Below are 21,104 nucleotides of genomic sequence, written 5' to 3'. Positions count from 1 at the left end.
GGAGGAGGATCAGGAAACGGTCCAGTGGACCGTTTCCCCGACGACAGGTTCAGGGAGCGGACGACCCGTTCGGCGGGCAGCGAAAAATCGACCTCGATCCCCAGGCCCTCGCGATTGAAGTCGTCCAGAACGTTCAAGAGCCGGAACTGTCGCCCGTCGGCCAAGCGGTCCGCCATGAAATCCATCGACCAGACCAGGTTCGGGGGCCGAAGCGTAAAGCAATCGATCCGGGGGATCGATTGTAGCGAAGGCGGCACAGCCAATTCCTCGGGCTTCTCGCGCTTGAGACGTCGCCGCGGCTTGATGCGCAGGTTCAGTTCCAGCTCGCAGTAGATGCGGTGGATCCGCTTGTGGTTCCAGACATGCCCCTTCACGTTCCGCAGATGCAGGAAACACAGGCCGAAGCCCCACATCTTGTGGACGTTGGTCAGCCCGACTAGCAGGTCGGCGATCATCTCGTTCTCGTCGTCACGCTTCGGGCTGTAGCGGAAACAGGTCTCGCTGACGCCGAACGCACGACAGGCCAGCGCAATGCTGACCCCCTTCATCGCCACCGCCTTCTCGGCCAACTCCCGGCGCTGAGCTGGCCGCGTCACTTTTTTCCAAGAGCTTCTCGAAGCAGATCGGCCTGCATGCTGAGATCGGCGAACATGCGCTTCAGCCGCCGGTTCTCATCCTCAAGAGCCTTCATCTGGCTCACCATGGATGCATCCATGCCGCCATACTTGGCCCGCCACTTGTAAAACGTCGCGCTGCTGATCCCGTGCTCGCGGCACAACTCGGGAACGGGCATCCCGCCCTCCGCCTGGCGCAGCACGCCCATGATCTGGGCTTCGGTGAAACGGCTCTTCTTCATCGGAATCTCCTCGTTCATCCTGCCGAGAAAATTCTACTTCCGCATCCCCTTAACCATGGGGAGGATTACCGGTGGATGTCGACGAACTTGCGTCTGACATGGGCCATGCAGGCAATCTCTCGGACTGCTCCGGTGCGATAGAGATCTTCGAACCCGGCATAGCCGTCGGCATGCATCCAGCCGCGGAAGCGGGCGAGATGGTTCTTCGGGTGCTGGCCCTTGCGGTCGCCGGAGAACCGATACCAGGCCGCGGGCGGTGCCGTTCCACTCCAGGGGCGTTCGTCACGGGCATAGGTCCAGAGCCGTGCCGTCTGGGTCTTGCCTGTGCCGGGGGCGAGCATGCTGACCGGAGTATCGTCGGCGAAGATCGCCTCGGCCGACAGGATATGGCGGCCGATGGCATCTGCGAGGGGTTCCAGCAGGGCCGTGGATTTGCCCACCCAATCGGCCAGGGTCGATCTGTCGAGGTCGAGACCTTCGCGGTCGAAGATCTGGCTCTGGCGGTAGAGTGGCAGGTGATCGGCATATTTGCTGACCAGGACATGGGCCAGCAAGCCTGGCCCTGGGCGACCGCGCTCGATGGGGCGCGAGGGAAGCGGGGCCTGGCTGAACCGTTCGCAGCAGGAACACGTCAGGCGCGGCCGGACGATCCGGTTCACGATGAAGCGCCCGGGGACATACTCGAGTTCCTCGGTGACGTCTTCGCCGATCCGACGCAGGCGGCCGCCACAATCGGCACAGGCATCGGCCGCAGGGCTGAGTTCCACTTCCATCCGTGGGATGGGATATGATCCGGGATCGGGCGGCGCTTGGGTTTGTCCTTCTCCTCGATGTCCGGCAGCTTCATCCGCGCTGTCATCGCAGCGGCAGCGATCTCGCTGGTCTCCAGAGCCAATTGCAACTGCTCTGCCGCCTCCGACGACGCCCCGAACCGGTGCGCCCGGTACCCGGCCAGCTGGTGCCGCAGCTTCTCGATCAGGATCGCCTGCGCCTTGACCTCGGCCAGCAGCCGCGCGGTGAAGCTGCGCAGCTCCTCGGGGTCTTCCGGCAAGGTCAGGGTCTGATCGAGCATGAAAGAAGTTTATCCCACTGTATTCCTTGTGGGAATCCTTCTTGCGCGGGGCAGGCGATTATCCCGCAGCCAGAGGCCGCCACGTCCGTTCCGGGGCCCGCCAGTCGATGCCTTCCAAGAGCATCGACAGTTGTGCAGGTGTCAGCGCCACCTTCCCCTCCTTCGCCGAGGGCCAGACAAACCGGCCCTTCTCCAGCCGCTTCAGGAACATGCAGGCCCCTTGGCCATCCCACCAGATGACCTTCACCAGATCGCCTCGACGGCCACGGAAGACGAAGAGATGCCCGGCAAACGGATCCTGCTTCAGCACGGCTTCGGCCTGCGCGGCCAGGGCCGCAAACCCCTTGCGCATGTCCGTCACTCCGGCCTCCAGCCAGACCCGCGGTCCCTAGGAAACTAGGGGCACCTCACTCCGTTGCCCAAACCGCCCAGATGGGCAAAACTCAAATCCGGAGTCTCGCTCACGCTGGATAAAAGGGGGGCAACGTCACTTGGTCAGTCGCACCCCGCATGAGGCGCCGGATCTGGTGGAGAGCGCTCAGCGCCGCAGGCGGTAGGCGATGGCTTGGTCTGATACCTCGGGTTTCAGGATGGAATTGCCGCCGACGGCGAAGACCACATAATCTTCGCCCTCATGGGTGAAGACGGCAGGGATCGAAACAGCCGGGGCCTCGACGAGATCGGACCAGAGTTCCCGGCCCGTTGCCGCGTCAAGCGCGCGCACCCGTGAGTCCATCGACGCTCCGATGAAGACCACGCCGCCGGCGGTGACAACCGGCCCGCCCAGCGTCGGGGAGCCCCAGTTCGCCATTCCGTAGAAGCCATGGAATTGCGCCATGCCGAACGGCACTTCGTAAAGCCGTTCGCCGGTGACAAGGTCGATCGCCGCGAAGGTGCCGAACGGGGGTTCCCAGCAGGGCATGCCCATCCAGTTGCTCCAGTCGGTCAGATAGATCCCGTAGGGCGAGCCGTGCTGGGGCGAGTAGCCTTCTTCGTTGCCGCCGCCTTGCGGGTTCATTTCGTCATACTCTGCCCGCGGGATCAGCCGGATGAACTGCACGATGCGCGACGCATTGACGTAGAGTGTCGCATTTTGCGGATCGACAGCCACGCCGCCCCAGTTCGTCGCGCCTGCGGTGCCGGGGAAGAACAGCGTTCCTTGTTCCGAAGGCGGCGTGAAGAGGCCCTGATAGAGGTATTTTTCACGCTCGCGCGAACACTGGCCAAAGCTGACGATGTCTGACAGCGTCCAGACATCCGGCAGTTCCAGCGCGTTGCCCAAGGGGGCCGGTGTCATCGCAAAGGGTTGCGTCGGCTGGGTGACCTCGCCTTCGGTAGTGCTTTGCGGCACGGCCCGTTCTTCGATGGGGAACAACGGCTCGCCCGTGCGGCGGTCCAGCACGAAGAGAAAGCCCTGTTTGGTTGCCTGCACGAGTGCCGGAATGATCTCGCCATCGCGCGGGATATCGACCAGCGTCGGGGCAGAGGGCGTGTCGTAATCCCAGATGTCGTGGCGGACATGCTGGAACGACCAAGCGACCTCGCCCGTGGCGATATCCACCGCGGTGACAGAGGTGGCCAGCGGCATCGGGTCAGTCCGCATGCCGCCCCAGTAATTCGGACTGGGCGACGAGACAGGGGCATAGACAAGCCCGAGTTCCGGATCGGCGGTCATCGCCGTCCAGATGTTCGCGGTTCCGGTGCGGGCGATCATCTCCTCGGGGATAAAGCCCGTGTCCCACAACAGCGCGCCGGTGCGTGCATCGATGGCCAAGAGGTTGCCCGGAGGTGCCACGCTGTATTCCCAGTCCATGCCCGCCCAGCCCAGCAGCAGGACATCACCCACCACCAGTGGCGGCTGCAGGAGCGAGAAGGGAAAGACATTGTTGACCTGGTTCCACTGATTGACGTTCAGCACGCCGCCTGCCGCAAAATCGGCGCATCGCTCGCCCGTGTCGGCATCCACCGCGTGAAGTTCCGCATCCATCGTGCCAAGGAAAACCCGCTTTTCGCAGAGGCCGGTCTGCCCGCTTTCCCAATAGGCGACGCCGCGGTTCTTCAGCGCGGGCTGGGTCAGCGCCTCGAGCGTCGAGTTGCTGTCATAGACCCAGCGTTCGGTGCCGGTTGCTGGATCAAGGGCGATGATGCGGTAAAAGGGCGTTCCCAGATACACGGTGCCATTGGCGTAGACCGGGGTGGCAGACCAGACCGTTTCGGGCAACTCGCCCGACCCGTCGGCCACATCCCCTGTGCGAAATTCCCAGGCACGTTCCAGATTGGCGACCGACTCGGGCGTGAAACTTTGCGCCTTGGAGAATTTGGTCGAGGCCAGATCTCCGTGAAATGATGTCCAGCTGTCCTGCTGGGCCTGTGCGGGGCCGAAACCTCCACCGACAAGCCCCCCGAAAAGCAGCGCAATTGCACCGGGCAACAGGTGCTGGTTCATAGAACTCTCCGATCCGTGACAAAGAAAGCGACCAAAAGCAGCGCGAAGGTGGCGGCCATCAGAGCGGCCAGCAGTGTCTGCATGAGGAAATAGCCGGCCACTGCCGTCAAAAGGGCAGCCAGCAGCGCAAGCAGACCCAGCGTGACAGACCAGGCGCGCGGCAGGGGCCGCGCCGCGATGATGCCGATCATCAGCGTGGCCGCGACTGTGCCGATGACGGCCAGACCCGCACCGAGCGTTCCGTCAACGCCCGTATTTCCCATCGGTGCCAGAAAGGCATTCAGCGCGGCAATGAGGCCGAGAACTGCGGGAAGAAGGGCCAGGAGATAAGGTTTTTGCATAGGGTAGTAACCGCGCGCCGCGCGAATGGTTCCGCGCAAAAACCTGAGCGAAGGGGCTGTGGCGGGAAGTGCCCCCGAATGGGCCGCGCCCGCCCTGCGGCCGAACCTTGCGCATGCGGCTGGCAGTTGCGGCAGTGTCCGCCTGCGCCGGCATCCTACGGCAAGGCCGAGAGGGGATATTCACCCTGATCCGGCGTGATGCAGGCCGGCCTTTTCGGGTCGGCTCGCCGCGCGCCACAGGGGAGTGGCTTTGGGGCGCGTGGTCGCGCTCTGGTCGGCCGCGCTAGAGTTTCTCGACTTGTTGGTTCACCTGGCGCAAGAGAGCCTTGAGCGTTTCCACCTGTGCCGCGTCGAGGTTGGAGACGAGTGTGTCTTCGAAATGGGTCGCGATGGGCATCAGCTTGTCGGCCATTTCCCTGCCGTCATCGGTCAGGTCGATCAGCACGATCCGCGCATTGTCCTGCGGGCGGTCGCGCGTGACGAGGTTGCGCTTGGCCATAGTGCCGATCAGCCGCGAGAGGGTCGACATTTCCACCGAGACCATCGCCGACAATTCGCCCAAGGTATGGGTGCCTGTCTGCCGCAACACAGCCAGAACACGGTACATCGGCAGGCTTACGTCGTAATCTTCCAGCCTCCGGGTGAAGCGTTCGGCCACCGCGACACCGGCGCGGTTCAGAAGGTAGGGGACAGACTCGGTAAACCTGTAAGGCATGGCATCCTCAACCAAGGGAACAATACGCATGTGCCGCGCGGGGGTCTGCATTTTCGCAAATCTTTCGCTTGCAAGAGTTCTATCGCCCATGCTCCCCGGTTGTGGCAATGTGAATCTGTGCCGGGACGGGCCTAAAGCTTTCCGACACAAAACATGTAAATGAAATATTTGCAAACGCAAACAATATGCGCTAGCGTGATTCCCAGGATTAAAGACGCTCAGGGAGGAGTGCATGAGGAAATTGCTGCTTGCCGCGGCCAGCTTTGGCTTGTCCGCGACGACGGTCTTTGCGGCGGATTACACGCTGAAAGTATCGTCCCCGACCAATAACGACGCGATCCTGCAATGGATGCAGGCGTTTGAGGCGCGGCTGGAGGCTGCGACAGCGGGGGCCATCGATGTAGAGCTTTATCCGGCCAACCAGTTGGGGCAGATCCCTGCGACGGTCGAAGGTGTTGCGATGGGCACCATCGAGGTGACCGCGCCTGCATCGAGCTTTTTCGTGAAATACGATCCGCGCTTCGAGGCATTTGACGTGCCGGGTCTGTTCGATGATCTGGCCCATGCGCAGCGGGTTCTGGCCGATCCCGAGGTTTTGGACCGGTTGGAAACCTTTGGTGCCGATCAGGGTCTTCACCCGATTGCCGCTTTCCCGCATGGACCGCTGGGCCTGTTGTCGACCAAGGGCGTTGACAAGGTTTCGGCGTTGCAGGGCCAGCAGATCCGTGTGGCCGGGCCCTCCGCGCTGGCCACCGGACCGTTTGCCGCGCTTGGCGCATCGCCCGTGTCGATGCCGCTCGGAGAGGTGCTTCCGGCAATGCAGAACGGGGTGGTCGACGGTCTGATTGCGGGTCTGCCGGTGTTTACCACAGGCCGTTACTACGACGTGGCCAAGGATCTGACGGTGCTGCCGGAGAGCTATCTGGTGGTGACGGCTGTCGCCAGCCAGACCTTTCTGGACATGATCGGGCCGGAGTTGTCCGAGCAGGTGCGCACCGCCGCGCGTGAGGCGATCGCGGATGCGAATGGCTGGAACCTTGGCGCGGTCGAGAAAGTGCAGGCGATCTGGGTCGAGAATGGTGGCAAGATCGTCGAGTTGAGCGCCGAAGACAATGCAGCCTATCTCGAGGCGGTCTTTGCCACGCTGCCGACGGCCTTCGGGCAGAACCCGACGCTGGAAGGCGAGCTAGCCTTCTTGCAGGGCGTTGCCGACCGTCACGCCGCCAAGTAACCCTTTCTGGGGCGGGGATGCCCGGTGCATCCCCGTCATGGGAGCCAAGATGAGACGATCTTTAGACGCGTTCGCGCGGCTTTGCACGGCTGGGCTGTCGGCCTTGCTGCTGGGCATGGTCACGCTGATCTGCCTGAACGTGGTGCTGCGCTATGTCTTCGGGGCATCGCTGCTTTGGGCGGATGAAGCCCTGGTGTTTGCGATGGTGGGTATGGTCTTTCTGGCCAGCATCGGTGTCTCGCGCCGCGATCAGCATTTGCGGATGACCCTGATCACGCAGGCTCTGCCCGATGGCGCGAAACGGGTGTTTTCTGCTCTGGAATATCTCGCGACGGCAGGGGTGTGCCTGTTTACCGCTTGGTATGCCTGGCGGTCCACCCTGCTGCTGCATCGGCGCGGCACAGTCAGCAACATGGCCGAAATCCCGCTGTGGCTGGCGCATGGCGTGGTGCTGGTCGGTCTGGTCGGCATGGCCGTGGTGGCGTTGGTCCGCCTTTATGCGCTGCTTGCGCGGAAAGATATTTGAGCGATGTTCTGGACCTTGGTTGTCATCCCCGTCGTGCTGATGCTGATGGGTTTCCCGATCTTTCTGATCTTGCTGGCCGGTGCGGCGGCCACGATGGTTTTCACAATGAACGTGCCGCTGCTGGCGCTGCCGCAATACCTGTTTTCGTCGGTAAACGCCTATGCGCTGCTGGCGTTGCCATTCTTCATTCTGGCGGGTGAGCTGATGGATCGGGGTGGCATCGCCAGCCGTCTGGTCGGTCTGATGCGTGCCAGCATGGGACGGGTACCGGGGAAGGTGCCGATGACGGCGATCACCGGCGGCGCCATCTTTGGCGCGATCACGGGGGTGGGCGCGGCGTCTGTGGCGACGCAGAGCAAGATCATGCTGCCCTCGCTGCGTGAAGATGGCTATGCGGACGAATATTCATCGGGGCTGCTGGCCTCGATCGGGGCGGTCGGGGTGATCATTCCGCCATCCATCCCGATGATCGTCTATGCGGCGGCGGCCGATGAATCCATTCCGCGTCTTTATGCGGCGGGCATCGTGCCGGGGCTTTTGCTGGTGGCGCTTCTGGGCTTGCATGCGCTCTGGGTGGGGCGGGGGCGTGTCATTCCGGCCGAGGAGGCGTTTTCGTTGCGGCGCTTTGTTCCGGCCCTGCGGCAGGGCATCTGGGCGGCAGGGGTGCCGGCGGTGATCATCGGCGGCATTTACGGCGGCATCTTCTCGCCGACCGAGGCCGCAGGGGTCGCTTGTTTCTACGCTTTTGCCGTTTCGGCCTTCGTCATGAAAGAGCTGACCTGGGCTGATCTTCTGGCTGCCACGCGCACAACCGTTTCCTTTACCGCGCAGATCATGATCGTGATCGCTTGTGCCGGCGTATTCTCCTGGCTGATCACGGTGAACCAGATTTCGGCGCAGATGGTGCAGGCTATTCAAGAGATGGCCCTGCCGGGCTGGGTGCTGTTGTTGGCGATAAACCTTTTGTTGCTGATTGTTGGCTGCCTGATCGACCCGTTGTCCGCGATCTTGCTGCTGACGCCGCTGCTGCTGCCCTTGGCAACGGCAGTGGGGGTGGACCCTGTGCATTTCGGGATCATCGTGACGGTGAACCTTGCCATAGGCCTGTTCACGCCGCCCTTCGGGATCAACATCTTTGTCCTGCAGTCGGTGGCGAAGATACCGCTCCGGACCATCTACCGTGGGATCATGCCTTTTGTGGGCATCTATCTGCTGGCGCTGATGCTGATCACCTATATTCCGGCGATTTCGCTCGCAGGGGTCAGGCTTTTGATCGGCAACTGAGACAGAGAGCGGCGGGGCGGCACTGTGCCTAATATTTGCAAATGCAAACCTTGTCCGCGCAAATTCGCCTTTTGAGAACAGGGAGGAACCTGATGGACTATGATGTCGCAATCGTGGGCTATGGCCCGACCGGCATGGCCCTTGCTGCGCTGCTGGGGCAACGCGGGCGCAAGGTGATCGTGCTGGAGCGCTATGCCGGGTTATACAACCTGCCGCGCGCTGCTGCCTTTGACGATGAAACGATGCGCACCTTTCAAAGCCTTGGCATCGCCGAGGCAATGCTGCCGGGCACCAATATCCAGAAGGGATATGTCTGGGTGAACGGCCAGGACGAGGTGCTGCTGGACATCGAATATGACAATCCGGGCCGCTGTGGCTGGCCTGCGCAATACATGATGTATCAGCCGCATCTGGAAGACGTGATGGACCGCAAGGTGCGCGGGCTTTCCTCTGTCACCCTGCGTCAGGGCGTCAAGGTGGTGGGGATCACGCAGGCCGATGACAGCGTCACCCTGACGGCCCGCGCCGACGATGGCAGCGAAAGCGAGATCACGGCCCGCTGGCTGGTGGGCTGCGACGGTGGCAACGGCTATGTGCGCGAACATCTTGACGGGGCGCTGGACGACTACGGCTTCTTCGAGAACTGGCTGGTTTGCGATTTCGAAATGCGGCACGCGGTGCCGGGCCTGCCGTCGTTCCGGCAGGTGTGCAATCCGGCGCAGCCGATCTCGATCGTCAACATCGGCCCCAAGCATCACCGCTTCTCGTTCCGGTTGGAGGCCGGCGCAGACCGTGATGCGCTTGTGAAACCCGAAAACGTCTGGCCAAGGGTCGCGGCCTTCTTTGGCCAGAATGATGCCGATCTGATCCGGGTGGCCAATTACACCTTCCGCTCCTGTGTCGTGGACCACTGGCGCAAGGGCCGCGTTCTGCTGGCCGGCGATGCCGCGCACCAGATGCCGCCGTTTCTGGCGCAGGGCATGGTTTCCGGCATCCGCGACGCGCGCAATCTGGCGTGGAAGCTGGATATGGTCCTTTCGGGAACGGATGCCGCGTTGCTCGATACCTACCAGACCGAGCGCGAGCCGCATGTGCGTTTCATCATCGAAAAGGCGGTCGAACTGGGCAAGGTGCAAACCATGCGCGACCCCGAGGCGGCCAAGGCCCGCGACGCCCGCATGATCGCGGCCCGCAAGGCAAACCAAAAGCCCGACAAGCTGCGCTATCCCGCGCTTCGGGGCGGGCTGATCGCCAATGACGGAAGCCTGTTCCCGCAAGGCGTCGTCTCGTCACCAAGCCGGACCGCCCTGTTCGACGATATCGCAGGGACCGGCTGGCTGATTGTCGCCAAGGGCGAAGACGCACTCGCAGCCCTGTCAGAGGCCGACCGCGCCGATTGGGCGGCCTTGGGCGGCAGCGAAGCCGTGTTCGGCCTGTCCAGCATGGTGGGTGCGGGAGATCTCTGGGACACGGGCGGGGTCTACACCCGCTGGTTCGACGAGACCGGCGCCGTTGCCGCGATCATCCGCCCCGACAGCCACATCTACGGCACCGCCCCCCAAGCCGGCGACCTGCCCGCGCTTTTGAACACCCTTCTGGCCGCCCTTGGCCGCCGCTGACACACGGAGATACACATGCAAGGCAAGATCGCTCTTGAAGAACATTTCGCCATTCCCGAAACCCTGCAGGATTCCGCAGGCTTTGTGCCGGGTGCCTACTGGGACGAATTGCAGCATCGCCTGCTCGACATTCAGGACACCCGTCTGCGCCAGATGGATGCGCACGGGATCGAGTTGATGATCCTGTCACTGAATGCGCCCGCCGTGCAGGCGATCACCGACCGCAAGCGCGCCATCGAGGTTGCGCGCCGTGCGAATGACGTGCTGGCCGAGGAATGTGCCAAGCGGCCGGACCGTTTCCGTGCCTTTGCCGCCCTTCCGCTGCAGGACCCCGAGGCGGCGGCGCAAGAACTGGCGCGCTGTGTCAAGGATCTCGGCTTTGTGGGTGCGCTGGTGAACGGCTTTTCGCAGGATGCAACGCAGGGCGACGGGAAGGACCTGCTGTATTACGATCTGCCGCAGTATCGCCCGTTCTGGGCCGAGGTCGCGGCGCTTGACGTGCCGTTCTACCTGCATCCGCGCAACCCGCTTCCGCAGGACAGCCGTATCTATGACGGCCACCCGTGGCTGATGGGGCCGACATGGGCCTTCGCGCAGGAGACGGCGGTGCATGCGCTGCGGCTGATCGGATCGGGCCTGTTTGATGAACACCCGTCCTTGCAGATCGTGCTGGGCCATATGGGCGAGGGCATCCCCTATATGCTGTGGCGTATCGACCATCGCAATGCGTGGGTCAAGCTGCCGCCGAAGCATCCGGCAAAGCGCAAGTTTGTCGAATATTTCGCGCAGAACTTCCACATCACGACCTCGGGGAATTTCCGCACCCAGACGCTGATAGACGCCATCCTTGAACTGGGGTCAGAGCGGGTGATGTTCTCAACCGACTGGCCGTTCGAGAATGTCGATCATGCCGCCGATTGGTTCGATGCCACCAGCATTTCGGAGGCGGACCGGCTGAAGATCGGCCGGACCAATGCGATGCGGCTGTTCAAACTGGCACTGTAACGGCACCGCCCTTGCGGAAAAGCGGGCAGGGCAGGCTGTTGTTCGGGGTTTGTTAAGGGGGGATGGCTAGGGTCGTGCCAGACCAGAGGCCAGCATGAACACATCCCTTACCATCGCCGCATTTGCCCTGTCCCTTTTCGCGCCATTGTGGATGGCGTTGGCCTCTCCGCCTCGGGGCGGGGGGCCATTGCTCGTCGTGCTGCCGCCTTGGGCGGACGCAGACCGCGTGATCACGCAGGCGGGGGGGCAGCGGATCGGGCCGGTCGCGGCCCCATTTGCCGTTCTTGCCCAAAGCGACCATCCCCTTTTTGTGGTGCGCCTGATGCAGTCGGGTGTCTGGGCGGTGCGCGATGGCCGCCAGATTGCCCAGATTTGTGGTGCCCGCGCATGATAAAATCCCCTCAATCCCTTGTCCAAAGCCAAGACAATGCCGCCCTCTGGCTGTTGCGGGGGGCAAGCGCCGTGTTGCCGATGGTGGGCATCGCAGCCTATGCCGCAGGCAACAGCCTCGCTTTGGCGCCGGTCCTTGCGGCCGTCTTCCTTGCGCTGGGCTGGGCTGCGCGGACGCAGGGCGGGGCGGCAGCCCGGTTGGGTGCCGCTGTTGCGGTGATTGGCCAATCCATCGGCCTGACGACCGCCATGGCGGGCCATGCCTGGCAGTTGGACATGCACATGACGTTCTTCGCCGCGCTGGCCACCCTGATCTTGCTTGTCGACATCCGGGCTGTTCTGGTCGCGACCGGCTTGATCGTGGTGCATCATCTCTCGCTCGGGCTGCTGATGCCGGGGCTGATCTATCCGTCCGCCGATCTGTTGGGCAACATCGCCCGCACCTTGCTGCATGGTGCGGTGGTGAGCATTGAAAGCGCGGCCCTGATCGCCGCCATTGTGGTCAGATTGCGTTTGCAGGCGCAGGCGGAGGAGCGGGAGCGCGCGCTTGCCGAGGCGCGGGTCCAGACCGACAGGATGTTGGAACAGACCGAAACTGCCCGCGTGCTGGCCGATGCCCAGCGGATCGAGGCGGACCAGCTCCGCGCTCTGGCAGAGGCTGCACAAGCCAGGACCGCCGCCGAAAGCCAGCGCGCCGAGGCGGCGCATCGGCTTGCGCGCGAGGCAGAGGCGCAGGACGCGGCGCGGCGCGAAGCCGCGATGCAGGAGCAGCAGCAGATTGTCGCCGCGCTGCGCGAGGCGCTGAACCGCCTGTCGGGCGGGGATCTGACGGTGGGCATCACCACCGGTTTTCCTGCCCATTCCGAGACGCTCCGGCAGGATTTCAATGCGGCCATAGGTCGGCTGGGCGATGCTATTTCCGACGTCTCGCGGGTGTCGCACGGCATACAGGGGGCGGCCGGAGCCATCAGCAACGCTGCGCAAGACATGGCTTTGCGCACCGAACGTCAGGCCGCCACGCTGGAAGAAACGTCGGCCGCGATGTCTGACTTTGCTGCCAGCGTGCGCGCCTCGGCCACACTGGCCTCGGAGGCCGAGGCCAGCACTGCCCACGCCCGCATCAAGGCGATCGACGGCGGCACGGTGGTGGAACAGGCGATCGAGTCGATGCAGCGCATTGCAGAAAGCTCGCAAAAGATTGCCCAGATCAACTCGGTGATTGATGAAATCGCGTTCCAGACCAATCTGCTTGCCCTGAATGCAGGGGTGGAGGCGGCGCGCGCGGGTGAGGCAGGGCGGGGCTTTGCGGTTGTGGCCTCGGAAGTGCGGGCATTGTCGCAGCGATGCTCGGATGCGGCAAAGGAGATTACCGGCCTTGTTGAGGAGGCAGGTTTGCATGTGCACAACGGTGTTTCCCTGGTCGGGCAGACAGGTGCGGCGCTGACTGCGATCACGGGCAGCGTGGCCGCCGCGGCAGAACAGGTCGCCGCAATCGCCCGAACCGCCAAGGATCAGACGCTTTCGCTGACCGAAATCACCAGTGCCATCGCCAACCTTGATACGGTCACGCAGCAGAATGCCTCCATGTTCGGAGAGACCACAGCGGCGTGCAGATCGCTCGACGCTGCGACGCGCAAGATGATTGAGATGGTTAGCCAGTTCACGACGGCCGAAAGCACCGCCGCCCCTGTTTTGCGCCGATTGGCATAAGCCGTGGTGGGCCGGCCTGCCTTGCCGCGGCAAACTGGCTGCCCGCGCCGTGGATGTCCGGTGCGAAGTGTGATGGATGGGGTTGTGGCGCGCGAAGCCGATCTGCTGCGGCTTGACATTCTGCCACCCGCTTCCTGCCGGCCAGATTGCCGGTCGCCGTCGCCATATCCTGTCGCGCTAACCAATTCCGCGGTGCAAGGAATGTCCTGCCGGCTCGGCCCCCCCGCTGACGCGCCCCATGCCCTGCCCGTGTTTCTGCGGCCATGTGCCCTGCATCAGACTACGACCATGACAGCATTGCCGCGCCGGTTGGATCGGCGCATTCTTTTGCCTCACGCTTTGGAGTGGGAGCAAAAGATGCGCGCCGTGGTTGGACGAGCCGGAGTTGCCCTGCTTTTGGGCCTGAGCCCTGTGGCAGCGGAAACGGATGCCTACGGCAGCCTGAACCCCGACGAGATGAGCCTGCAGCGCATGGTCGAGGATGCAGAGCGGGGCAACACCTCTATGTCGGTCTGCGCCTCGGGCTATCTGATGACAAAATCGGGACGCCATGGGGCAGCGCGCGAGGTGTTCACGCGCTGCGCTGAAGATGGTTACACCGCTGCGATGACGTGGATGTCGCAACTGGAGGACAACGGATTCGGGGCTCCGGAAAACCCCGATGCTGCCGCCGCCTGGGATCGTCGGGCCGCCGAACTGGGGGACCCTGTCGGCATGTTCAACTACGGGCTGGACATGATGCGCGGGCGCGGGGTGGCACAGGATGAAGCTGCCGGACGGCAGATGATTGACCGCGCCGCTGCCCTCGGCCTTCCTGTAGCGCGGCGTTTGCAGGACGCGGGTTACGATCTGGACGAGATCACCCCCGATGCCGACAACTGGAAATACGCGCCGCTGTTCTAGCCTGTCACGATGCGCGCAGGCTGCCCCGACAGCACGACGATGCGGGTGGCGAGGCGCGCGGCCTCGGCGGCGTCATGGGTGACGAGAACCGTCGCCACATCGTGCCGGTCCCGCAGTCTTTCGAACAGCGACATGATCTCGTCGGCAAGCGCCGCATCGAGCGACACGAAAGCTTCGTCCAGCAAAAGCACATCCGGTTTTGTGGCAAAAGCGCGGGCAAGCGACAGGCGGCGTTGCTGGCCCAGCGAGAGCTGGTCGGGATAGGCGCCGGATTTGGCCGCAAGGTCAACCGAGGCGAGGGCGGCCTCGCCCTCTGCCAGACTGGCTCCGGTGGCAAGGCAGATGTTCTGCAGCGCGGTCCGCCACGGCAAAAGCACCGGTTCCTGAAAAACCATCGCCAAGCGACCCTGCAGCCGCAATTCTCCACTCCAGCCGCGATGCAGGCCCGCGATGATCCGCAAGAGTGTTGTCTTGCCCGCGCCAGACGCGCCGGTTATGGCCACGGTTTCGCGCGGGGCAACTGAAAAAGACAGGGCCCCAAGGATTTGCACGGCGCCGTGGGCAGCGCCGTGCAGCGTCAGGGACAGGGGTGGCGACATCAGCTTTCCGGTTGCAGGAACACGCCGGAGGGCAGATCGGTGACCTTTCCCAACAGCTCTTCCCCGCCAAGATCGGCCATAAGACGGAGCATTCTTTGCGCCGCATCTTCATCGACGGGACCGGGGGCCGGAATGCCCGCGCGGAAGCCTGCCACCAAGGCCTCGAATTGCGCATCGGTCTTTGCGTTCATGATCGGGCGCAGGGCCTGCCATGCGGCATCATCTGTGGCGAGGATCGCCTTTGCGCCGCGGCTGGCGGCGGCAAGACCCGCGACAAGCTCCGGCTGCTCGCGCAGCATCTCGCCGCGCACGACATAGCCCAGAAGCGGCGTGCCCGGGTCAAGGCCCAAGGCCTCGGCTGCCTCGGCCACGGTGATCAGGGGGCGCATCCCCGCCGCTTCCATCTTGGCGCCGAAATGCCAGAAATTTACCGCGCCGTCCAAGTCGCCCGCGATGGCGGTTTCGAAGATGAGGGGGGGTGCGCCGAAAACCTGTTCCGTTTCGGCTGCCAGATCAAAGCCTTTCTCTTGCTGGGCATAGGCGCGCAGGATCAGCCAGCTTTTGTCGATCGGGCCTCCGGCGATGCCGATCTTGGCCCCCTTGAGTTCGGCCAAGTCATTGATCGGGCTATCTTTCGGTACATGCAGCGCCCCCACCGCACGAGAATAGGGGATGAAGACATAATCCTGCCCCTCGGCCCGTTCGCGCGCAACCCAGAGCCAGTCTGACACGATCACATCGGCCTCACCCGCCTGAAAGGCGAGTTGGGCGGCAGGCCCTGCGGCGACATCCTGAATGGTCATCGTAAAGCCATTGGCCTTGTCGAGCCCGTTCTGCGCGATGGTCGTCAACTCCCAATTCACGGTGCCGCTGACCTGCGTTGCGATGCGCAATTCGGTCTCTTCGGCCACGGCTATCGTTGTGGCAAGCAGCAGGGTCAGCGCCGAGAGGCGGATGGATCTTGTAAAGCTCATGGTTTCTCCTCCCCGAGATGGCCGTAGAATAGCAAGGGTGCGCCGCAGGCAAATGGGACCAAAGGAGGGGGGCGCGGACGGGCAGCGGGAGCGGGCCAGGGCAGACCCCGCCCGGCCTACGACCATTGTTCAATTTTCACGCCGCCGTGAAAGATCGCAGGATGTTGCATGACCAGAGCTTCCCGCAGGAGGGGGCGAGTCGCTGCGGTCTTGTCGGCATCATCATGGGAGGAAACAGATGAACCGCTTTATCGTGGCCGCGGTCGCCGGATTGGCCGCCTCGCTCGCCACCGCGCCGATCTATGCCGGGGTGACCGAAGAGCAACTTGCAGGCGATGCGCAAAGCACGGGCGATGTGCTGACCAACGGTATGGGGCGCGATCTGCAGCGCTTCAGCCCGCTGACCACCTTGAACAAGGAGAATGTGAAGAACCTGGTTCCGGCATGGGCATTCAGCCTCGGGGGGGAAAAGCAGCGCGGGCAGGAAACGCAGCCTTTGGTCTATGACGGTGTGATGTATATCACCGGCTCGTATTCGCGGCTTTACGCGATCGATGTCGCGACGGGCAAAGAGCTTTGGCAGTATGATGCGCGTCTGCCCGAGGGCATTTTGCCTTGCTGCGATGTGATCAACCGCGGCGCGGCGATCTATGGGGATAACGTTTATTTCGGCACGCTTGATGCACGGATCGTGGCGCTGAACGCCAAGACCGGCGATGTCGTGTGGAACAAGAAGATCGCCGAATACAAGGAAGGCTACAGCTATACTGCCGCCCCGCTGATCGTGAATGGTCTGGTGATCACGGGCAATTCCGGCGGGGAATTCGGCATCGTCGGCGAGGTTCAGGCGCGCGATGCGCTGACGGGAGAGACGGTCTGGACGCGTCCGGTGATCGAAGGCCACATGGGGACGCTGAACGGCAAGGAAAGCACGATGACCGGCACGCTGAACGCGACATGGCCGGGCGATCTGTGGAAGACGGGCGGCGGCGCGACATGGCTGGGGGGCAGCTATGACATGGACACCAACACGCTTGTCTTCGGCGCGGGCAACCCGGCCCCGTGGAACAGCCATCTGCGCAATGCCGGCACGCCGGTGGATGGCAACGCGGGTGACAACCTTTATGCGGCAAGCCGTATCGGGATCGATCCTGCGACCGGCGAGATCAAGTGGCACTTCCAGACCACCCCGCGCGAAGGTTGGGATTATGACGGCGTGAACGAGGTCGTGTCTTTCGTCGACAAGGATGGAAACAAGAAATATGCGACTGCCGACCGCAACGGGTATTTCTATGTCCTGAACCGTGAAGACGGCAAGTTCCTGAACGCCTGGCCCTTTGTCAAGGATATCAGCTGGGCCTCGGGTATCGACGAGACGGGCCGCCCGATCTTTGTCGAGGAAAACCGCCCCGGCAATCCGGCGCAATCGGCAGACGGTGCCAAGGGGGAAATGGTGTTCGCATCGCCTTCTTTCCTTGGCGGCAAGAACTGGATGCCGATGGCCTTCAGCCAGAACACCGGGCTGTTCTATGTGCCGTCGAACGAATGGGGCATGGATATCTGGAACGAGCCGGTCACCTACAAGAAGGGTGCGGCCTATCTTGGCTCGGGCTTCACCATCAAGCCCAATTATGAGGACCATATCGGCAGCCTCAAGGCCATTGATCCGATGACCGGCGAATGGAAGTGGGAATACAAGAATGAAGCGCCGCTCTGGGGCGGGGTGATGACGACGGCGGGCGGTCTTGTGTTCTTTGGCACCCCCGAAGGCGAGTTCCTCGCGCTGGATGATGCCACCGGCGAGACGCTTTGGTCATTCCAGACCGGATCGGGCATCGTGGGCCAGCCTGTGACATGGGAGATGGATGGAGAGCAATACGTCTCTGTCATCTCGGGCTGGGGTGGGGCGGTTCCGCTCTGGGGCGGGGAGGTGGCCAAGAAGGTCAACTACCTCAATCAGGGCGGGACGCTCTGGACCTTCCGCCTGCCCAAACAGCTTGCCGCTGCAAACTGACCCCCTCCGGTCAGGCAACAGCAAGGCGCGCCATCCTTCACGGGGTGGCGCGTTTTGCGTTTCCCCCTGTGTTACAGTAAGCAGAAGCCTTCGTTTTCAATGGCATAGGATACGCGATTCAGAAATCTTTAACTTCTGGCCGGACTTACGCAGCCAGAGGAAGGCCAAGTCTCTTGGCCGAGACGAAGCCTCAGCCGTCGTGTCTGTTGCCATTCACCTTGGCAGCACTGAGCGGATGCTCGCAGCATTTGCGTCGGGTGCGCCTGTCAGGGCCAGCCAATCCGCTCTACGCACGCGCGAGTCAGCCGCCCTGACCGTTGCGGGTCTGGACGCCGCGGGTAGGGTCATAGCCCCAGAGGACGGCTGTGCCGGAGCCGACCCTCGCAGCAATATGCGGATGTCGCGGCTTTTGCCGTGGGTTGCGCCTGTCGGGGCCAGCAGACCGCTCTATGCACGCCGCGCGGGAGTCAGCCGCCCTGACCCTTGCGGTTCTGGACGCCACGGGCAGGGTCATAGCCCCAGAGGGCGGCCGCACCGAAGCCGGCCAGCGCGAGGCTGACCCAGAGCGCTGCGGTCAGGTTGACCTGACCGTAGAGCGCAAAGCGGATGAGTTCGACCGCATGGGTGAAGGGGTTCAGGTTGCACAGGTCGCGCAAGCGGGGGCTGGCCTCGGCCATTTTCCACAGGGGGTAGAGCGCGGAGGACAGGAAGAACATCGGGAAGATGACGAAATTCATCACGCCCGCGAAGTTTTCAAGCTGCCGGATGAAGGACGACAGCATCAGCCCGAGCGCCCCCAGCATGAGGCCCGACAAGGCAAGGGCGGGCAGGGCGAGGAGATAGCCCGACAGCGGAAGCCTTATGCCCCACAGGGCTGCGATGGCCAGAAAGGCCGCGCATTGCAGAAGCGACACCAGCGTTCCGGCCAGCAGTTTGCAGAAGAGCAGCCACCAGCGCGGCAAGGGCGCGGTGAGCAGCAGGCGCATCGACCCCATTTCGCGATCATAGACAAGCGACAGCGATGATTGCATGCCGTTGAACAGCAAGATCATGCCGCACAGACCCGGAACGATGTAGGTTTCATAGGTGATATAGGTCTGGTAGGGCGGCGTGATCGAAAGGCCAAGCGCCGCCCGAAACCCTGCGGCGAAAACAAACAGCCAGACCAAGGGCCGCACAAGCGCGGCGACAAAGCGGCCGCGCTGGCCGACAAAGCGCAAGGCCTCGCGGTGAAGGATGGCGGCCAAGGCGATCGTCCAGTTCATGCCGCGCCCCCTTCGGCTCTCATCGCAGGCCCCCGCCACCGTGTTCCTGCACTGCGCCACCTGTCAGGCGCAGGAACGCATCTTGCAAGGACTGGTCCTGCCGGAGATTGGCCGCCGTGTCCTGAGCCAGAAGCACGCCCTTGTGCAGCAGCAGCGTCAGATCGTTGTCTTGCACCTCGTCTGTCAGATGGGTGGCCCAGAGCACAGACAGGCCCTGATCGGCCAAGGCGTGAACGTGGTCCGTGATCGCCGCGCGCGATGCGGCGTCGAGCCCGACGGTGGGTTCATCCAGCAGCAGAACCTCGGGGCGGTGAATCAGGGCGCGGGCAATCTCCATCCGGCGGCGATGGCCCCCGTTCAGGGCGCGCACCGTCTCGGCTGCGCGTTCGCCCATGCCCAGTTGCTCGAGCGCGGCATCGCAGCGCCGCGCCGCCTCGCTGCCCGAAATTCCGTGGAGCGCCGCGAAATACAGCATGTTGCGCCGCACCGTCAGGTCCAGATCAAGGGTCGGCTGCTGGAACACCACCCCCATGCGGGCCAAGGCGCGGCGCGGTTCTTGGGAAAGATTGACGCCCGCCACCATGATCTGGCCTTCGGGGGCCGTGAAAAGCGCGGTCAGCAGGTTGAACAGGGTGGATTTTCCGGCACCGTTCGGCCCCAGAAGCGCGCAGAACCTTCCCTTCGGCACCGAAAAGCTGACCTCTTTCAGCGCCTGCCGGGGGCCATAGCGATAGGACAGGCCGCGGACCTCAAGGCCGTTCATTCGATGGTGATCTCGACCCGCTGGCTTGCCCCCGTGCTGCCCGGCACCGACAGGCTGTAGCTGCCCGGTTTGATGGCAACGAAGGACATCTCGAGCGTGCCTTCGTCGTCGAATTCGAAGGAGTGCAGGCCGGAGGGCCGGATTTCGATATCGTTGATGACGACTTCATTCACCCATATCGCCCGGAAAAAGCCCGCGCCTTCCAGTGCCAGTTCCGCGCTGCCATCCGAAACGACTTCCAGAATGTAATAGGTGCCGGATTTCAGGCGCAGAGGTTCCTCGGAAACCGGCTCGCCCGACATCAGCTTCAGGGCGGGCAGGGTGACGCGGTTGGCACGCTCCAGAAGGCCGGCCGTCTGGCTTTGCGCCGCGCCGGGAAGGGCAAGGAGGGCGGCAAGGATCAGCGGTTTCATCAAAGTTCCTTTCAGTTTGACTTGGTGGGCCGCATGGCTGCGCCCCACGGAAAACGGCCGACCTTGATGGATTTGACCGCCTCTTCCCGCGCGACATCGATCACGGTGACATCGCCCGAAACGCCGTTGGTGGTGAAGAGTTGTGAATTGTCGGGGGAAAAGGCCATGTGCCACACGCGGCGGCCGACGAGGATGTATTTCTCGACGCTGAGGCTTTGCATGTTGACCACGGCCACATGGTTGGAGGGGCCAAGGGCGACGAAGGCCTTGGTGCCTTCAGGGTTGAACTTGAAGCCGACAGGCTGGACCAGATCGGCGTTCACCCCCGTGATGGCGAAACGGATCTTTCCGATTTCCGTCTGGTCGGCCACGTTGAACACCGTGATGGTGCCGCCGATTTCCGACGACACCCAGAGCGTCGTGCCATCAGCGGTGAATTCGGCATGGCGGGGGCGGCTGTCGACGAGGGTATTGGCAAAGAGGCTGTGGCTGGCGGTGTCGATCCAATGCGCCATGTTGGTGGTTTCCGAGGTGGTGATCGCGATCTTGCCATCGGGCGAGATCGCCATGCCTTCGGGTTCTATGCCCACATTGATTTGGGCCACCACCTGACGGGTCTGGGTATCAACCACGGTGGTGACGGCATCATCCTCGTTCGCGATGTAGATATGGCGGTCATCGGGGGCCAGAACGAATTGCTCGGGGTCTTCGCCCGAGGGCAGGTCAAACAGGATGGCGCCCGTATCCGGGTCCATGACCTGCACCGTGTCGCTGTCCGAGGCGCAGATGTAGACGCGGCTGAAGTCCTTGGAAAAGGTGATGCCGCGCGGACGCTCGCCGGTGGGAATGGTCCGGACCACCTCGAGCGTGTCGGTGTCGATCACGGAAATGGTGTCATCCTTTTCGTTCGTGACCCAGATTTCACCGGCGTGAAGCGGCAGGGCGACGGTCAGGAGCAGGAGTGCAAGGCGTTTCATC

21 protein-coding genes and 1 pseudogene are annotated in these 21,104 nt (G+C 63.2%); 9 read left to right on the top strand and 13 right to left on the bottom strand.

Annotated elements, in window-relative coordinates; all coding sequences use genetic code 11:
* The 7 genes and pseudogenes from G3572_RS17210 to G3572_RS17180 all read right to left on the bottom strand — a co-directional run.
* Window positions 1–856, bottom strand: a pseudogene (locus tag G3572_RS17210) (IS3 family transposase); the annotation flags it as partial.
* Window positions 857–921: 65 nt separating this feature from the next.
* Window positions 922–1,629 (bottom strand): IS66 family transposase, encoded by a 708-nt coding sequence (gene tnpC / locus G3572_RS17205; protein ID WP_435530986.1) that lies wholly within the window; start codon window positions 1,627–1,629, stop codon window positions 922–924.
* Entirely contained in the window at window positions 1,512–1,928 is a 417-nt protein-coding gene (locus G3572_RS17200; RefSeq protein ID WP_164614178.1) for an IS66 family transposase, read from the bottom strand. The genes tnpC and G3572_RS17200 overlap by 118 nt, the downstream gene beginning before the upstream one ends.
* A gap of 58 nt (window positions 1,929–1,986) precedes the next feature.
* A complete protein-coding gene (gene tnpB, locus G3572_RS17195) occupies window positions 1,987–2,301 on the bottom strand; it encodes an IS66 family insertion sequence element accessory protein TnpB (protein ID WP_275897800.1) in 315 nt (104 codons plus the stop codon).
* Between the two features lie 165 nt (window positions 2,302–2,466).
* Complete coding sequence (locus G3572_RS17190) at window positions 2,467–4,374, bottom strand: pyrroloquinoline quinone-dependent dehydrogenase (protein ID WP_164614176.1); 1,908 nt, start codon at window positions 4,372–4,374, stop codon at window positions 2,467–2,469.
* The gene (locus G3572_RS17185; RefSeq protein WP_164614174.1) at window positions 4,371–4,715 is read right to left on the bottom strand and encodes a hypothetical protein; all 345 of its coding nucleotides are present in this window, start codon (window positions 4,713–4,715) and stop codon (window positions 4,371–4,373) included. The genes G3572_RS17190 and G3572_RS17185 overlap by 4 nt, the downstream gene beginning before the upstream one ends.
* 283 nt (window positions 4,716–4,998) lie before the next feature.
* Window positions 4,999–5,430, bottom strand: a complete 432-nt coding sequence (locus tag G3572_RS17180) for a MarR family winged helix-turn-helix transcriptional regulator (RefSeq protein WP_164614172.1) — start codon at window positions 5,428–5,430, stop codon at window positions 4,999–5,001.
* A 232-nt stretch (window positions 5,431–5,662) separates the two neighbouring features.
* Here G3572_RS17180 and G3572_RS17175 point away from each other — a divergent pair, with 232 nt between their 5' ends.
* From G3572_RS17175 to G3572_RS17140, 8 genes are all read left to right on the top strand, one after another.
* Window positions 5,663–6,661 carry a TRAP transporter substrate-binding protein gene (locus G3572_RS17175; protein ID WP_164614171.1) on the top strand — a complete coding sequence of 333 codons (999 nt, stop codon included), beginning with the start codon at window positions 5,663–5,665 and terminating at the stop codon, window positions 6,659–6,661.
* A 49-nt stretch (window positions 6,662–6,710) separates the two neighbouring features.
* Entirely contained in the window at window positions 6,711–7,187 is a 477-nt protein-coding gene (locus G3572_RS17170) for a TRAP transporter small permease (protein ID WP_164614169.1), read from the top strand.
* Window positions 7,188–7,190: 3 nt separating this feature from the next.
* The gene (locus tag G3572_RS17165; RefSeq protein WP_164614167.1) at window positions 7,191–8,471 is read left to right on the top strand and encodes a TRAP transporter large permease; all 1,281 of its coding nucleotides are present in this window, start codon (window positions 7,191–7,193) and stop codon (window positions 8,469–8,471) included.
* A gap of 92 nt (window positions 8,472–8,563) precedes the next feature.
* Window positions 8,564–10,090: a bifunctional 3-(3-hydroxy-phenyl)propionate/3-hydroxycinnamic acid hydroxylase MhpA gene (gene mhpA / locus G3572_RS17160; RefSeq protein WP_164614165.1), complete on the top strand. Its 1,527-nt coding sequence runs from the start codon at window positions 8,564–8,566 to the stop codon at window positions 10,088–10,090.
* A 15-nt stretch (window positions 10,091–10,105) separates the two neighbouring features.
* Window positions 10,106–11,095 carry a gamma-resorcylate decarboxylase gene (gene tsdA, locus G3572_RS17155; protein ID WP_164614162.1) on the top strand — a complete coding sequence of 330 codons (990 nt, stop codon included), beginning with the start codon at window positions 10,106–10,108 and terminating at the stop codon, window positions 11,093–11,095.
* A 94-nt stretch (window positions 11,096–11,189) separates the two neighbouring features.
* Complete coding sequence (locus G3572_RS17150) at window positions 11,190–11,486, top strand: hypothetical protein (protein ID WP_164614161.1); 297 nt, start codon at window positions 11,190–11,192, stop codon at window positions 11,484–11,486.
* Window positions 11,483–13,195: a methyl-accepting chemotaxis protein gene (locus tag G3572_RS17145; RefSeq protein ID WP_164614159.1), complete on the top strand. Its 1,713-nt coding sequence runs from the start codon at window positions 11,483–11,485 to the stop codon at window positions 13,193–13,195. The genes G3572_RS17150 and G3572_RS17145 overlap by 4 nt, the downstream gene beginning before the upstream one ends.
* Before the next feature lie 357 nt (window positions 13,196–13,552).
* Complete coding sequence (locus G3572_RS17140; protein WP_164614157.1) at window positions 13,553–14,098, top strand: sel1 repeat family protein; 546 nt, start codon at window positions 13,553–13,555, stop codon at window positions 14,096–14,098.
* Here G3572_RS17140 and G3572_RS17135 read toward each other — a convergent pair.
* On the bottom strand, window positions 14,095–14,697 hold the full coding sequence (locus G3572_RS17135) for an ABC transporter ATP-binding protein (RefSeq protein ID WP_164614155.1): 603 nt from the start codon (window positions 14,695–14,697) through the stop codon (window positions 14,095–14,097). The two genes, G3572_RS17140 and G3572_RS17135, sit on opposite strands and share 4 nt — an antisense overlap.
* Window positions 14,697–15,671 carry an ABC transporter substrate-binding protein gene (locus G3572_RS17130; RefSeq protein WP_164614153.1) on the bottom strand — a complete coding sequence of 325 codons (975 nt, stop codon included), beginning with the start codon at window positions 15,669–15,671 and terminating at the stop codon, window positions 14,697–14,699. The genes G3572_RS17135 and G3572_RS17130 overlap by 1 nt, the downstream gene beginning before the upstream one ends.
* 238 nt (window positions 15,672–15,909) lie before the next feature.
* On the opposite strand from G3572_RS17130, the gene G3572_RS17125 reads away from it, so the two are divergent.
* Window positions 15,910–17,685, top strand: a complete 1,776-nt coding sequence (locus tag G3572_RS17125; RefSeq protein WP_164614150.1) for a PQQ-dependent methanol/ethanol family dehydrogenase — start codon at window positions 15,910–15,912, stop codon at window positions 17,683–17,685.
* Window positions 17,686–18,152: 467 nt separating this feature from the next.
* On the opposite strand, the gene G3572_RS17120 is transcribed toward G3572_RS17125, so the two are convergent.
* From G3572_RS17120 to G3572_RS17105, 4 genes are read right to left on the bottom strand one after another with little or no spacing between them, the layout of a single operon-like run.
* Window positions 18,153–18,950 (bottom strand): ABC transporter permease, encoded by a 798-nt coding sequence (locus tag G3572_RS17120; RefSeq protein ID WP_164614148.1) that lies wholly within the window; start codon window positions 18,948–18,950, stop codon window positions 18,153–18,155.
* Between the two features lie 19 nt (window positions 18,951–18,969).
* Complete coding sequence (locus G3572_RS17115) at window positions 18,970–19,713, bottom strand: ABC transporter ATP-binding protein (protein WP_164614147.1); 744 nt, start codon at window positions 19,711–19,713, stop codon at window positions 18,970–18,972.
* The gene (locus G3572_RS17110; protein WP_164614142.1) at window positions 19,710–20,126 is read right to left on the bottom strand and encodes a cupredoxin domain-containing protein; all 417 of its coding nucleotides are present in this window, start codon (window positions 20,124–20,126) and stop codon (window positions 19,710–19,712) included. The genes G3572_RS17115 and G3572_RS17110 overlap by 4 nt, the downstream gene beginning before the upstream one ends.
* A gap of 11 nt (window positions 20,127–20,137) precedes the next feature.
* The gene (locus G3572_RS17105; protein WP_164614140.1) at window positions 20,138–21,103 is read right to left on the bottom strand and encodes a YVTN family beta-propeller repeat protein; all 966 of its coding nucleotides are present in this window, start codon (window positions 21,101–21,103) and stop codon (window positions 20,138–20,140) included.
* Between the last annotated feature and the right edge of the window lies 1 nt (window position 21,104).

This window comes from Pseudotabrizicola algicola, from assembly GCF_010915705.1.
Taxonomy (GTDB): domain Bacteria; phylum Pseudomonadota; class Alphaproteobacteria; order Rhodobacterales; family Rhodobacteraceae; genus Pseudotabrizicola; species Pseudotabrizicola algicola.
Note: the sequence above shows the minus strand (reverse complement) of the source record. Positions and strands in the feature narration are given on the sequence as shown.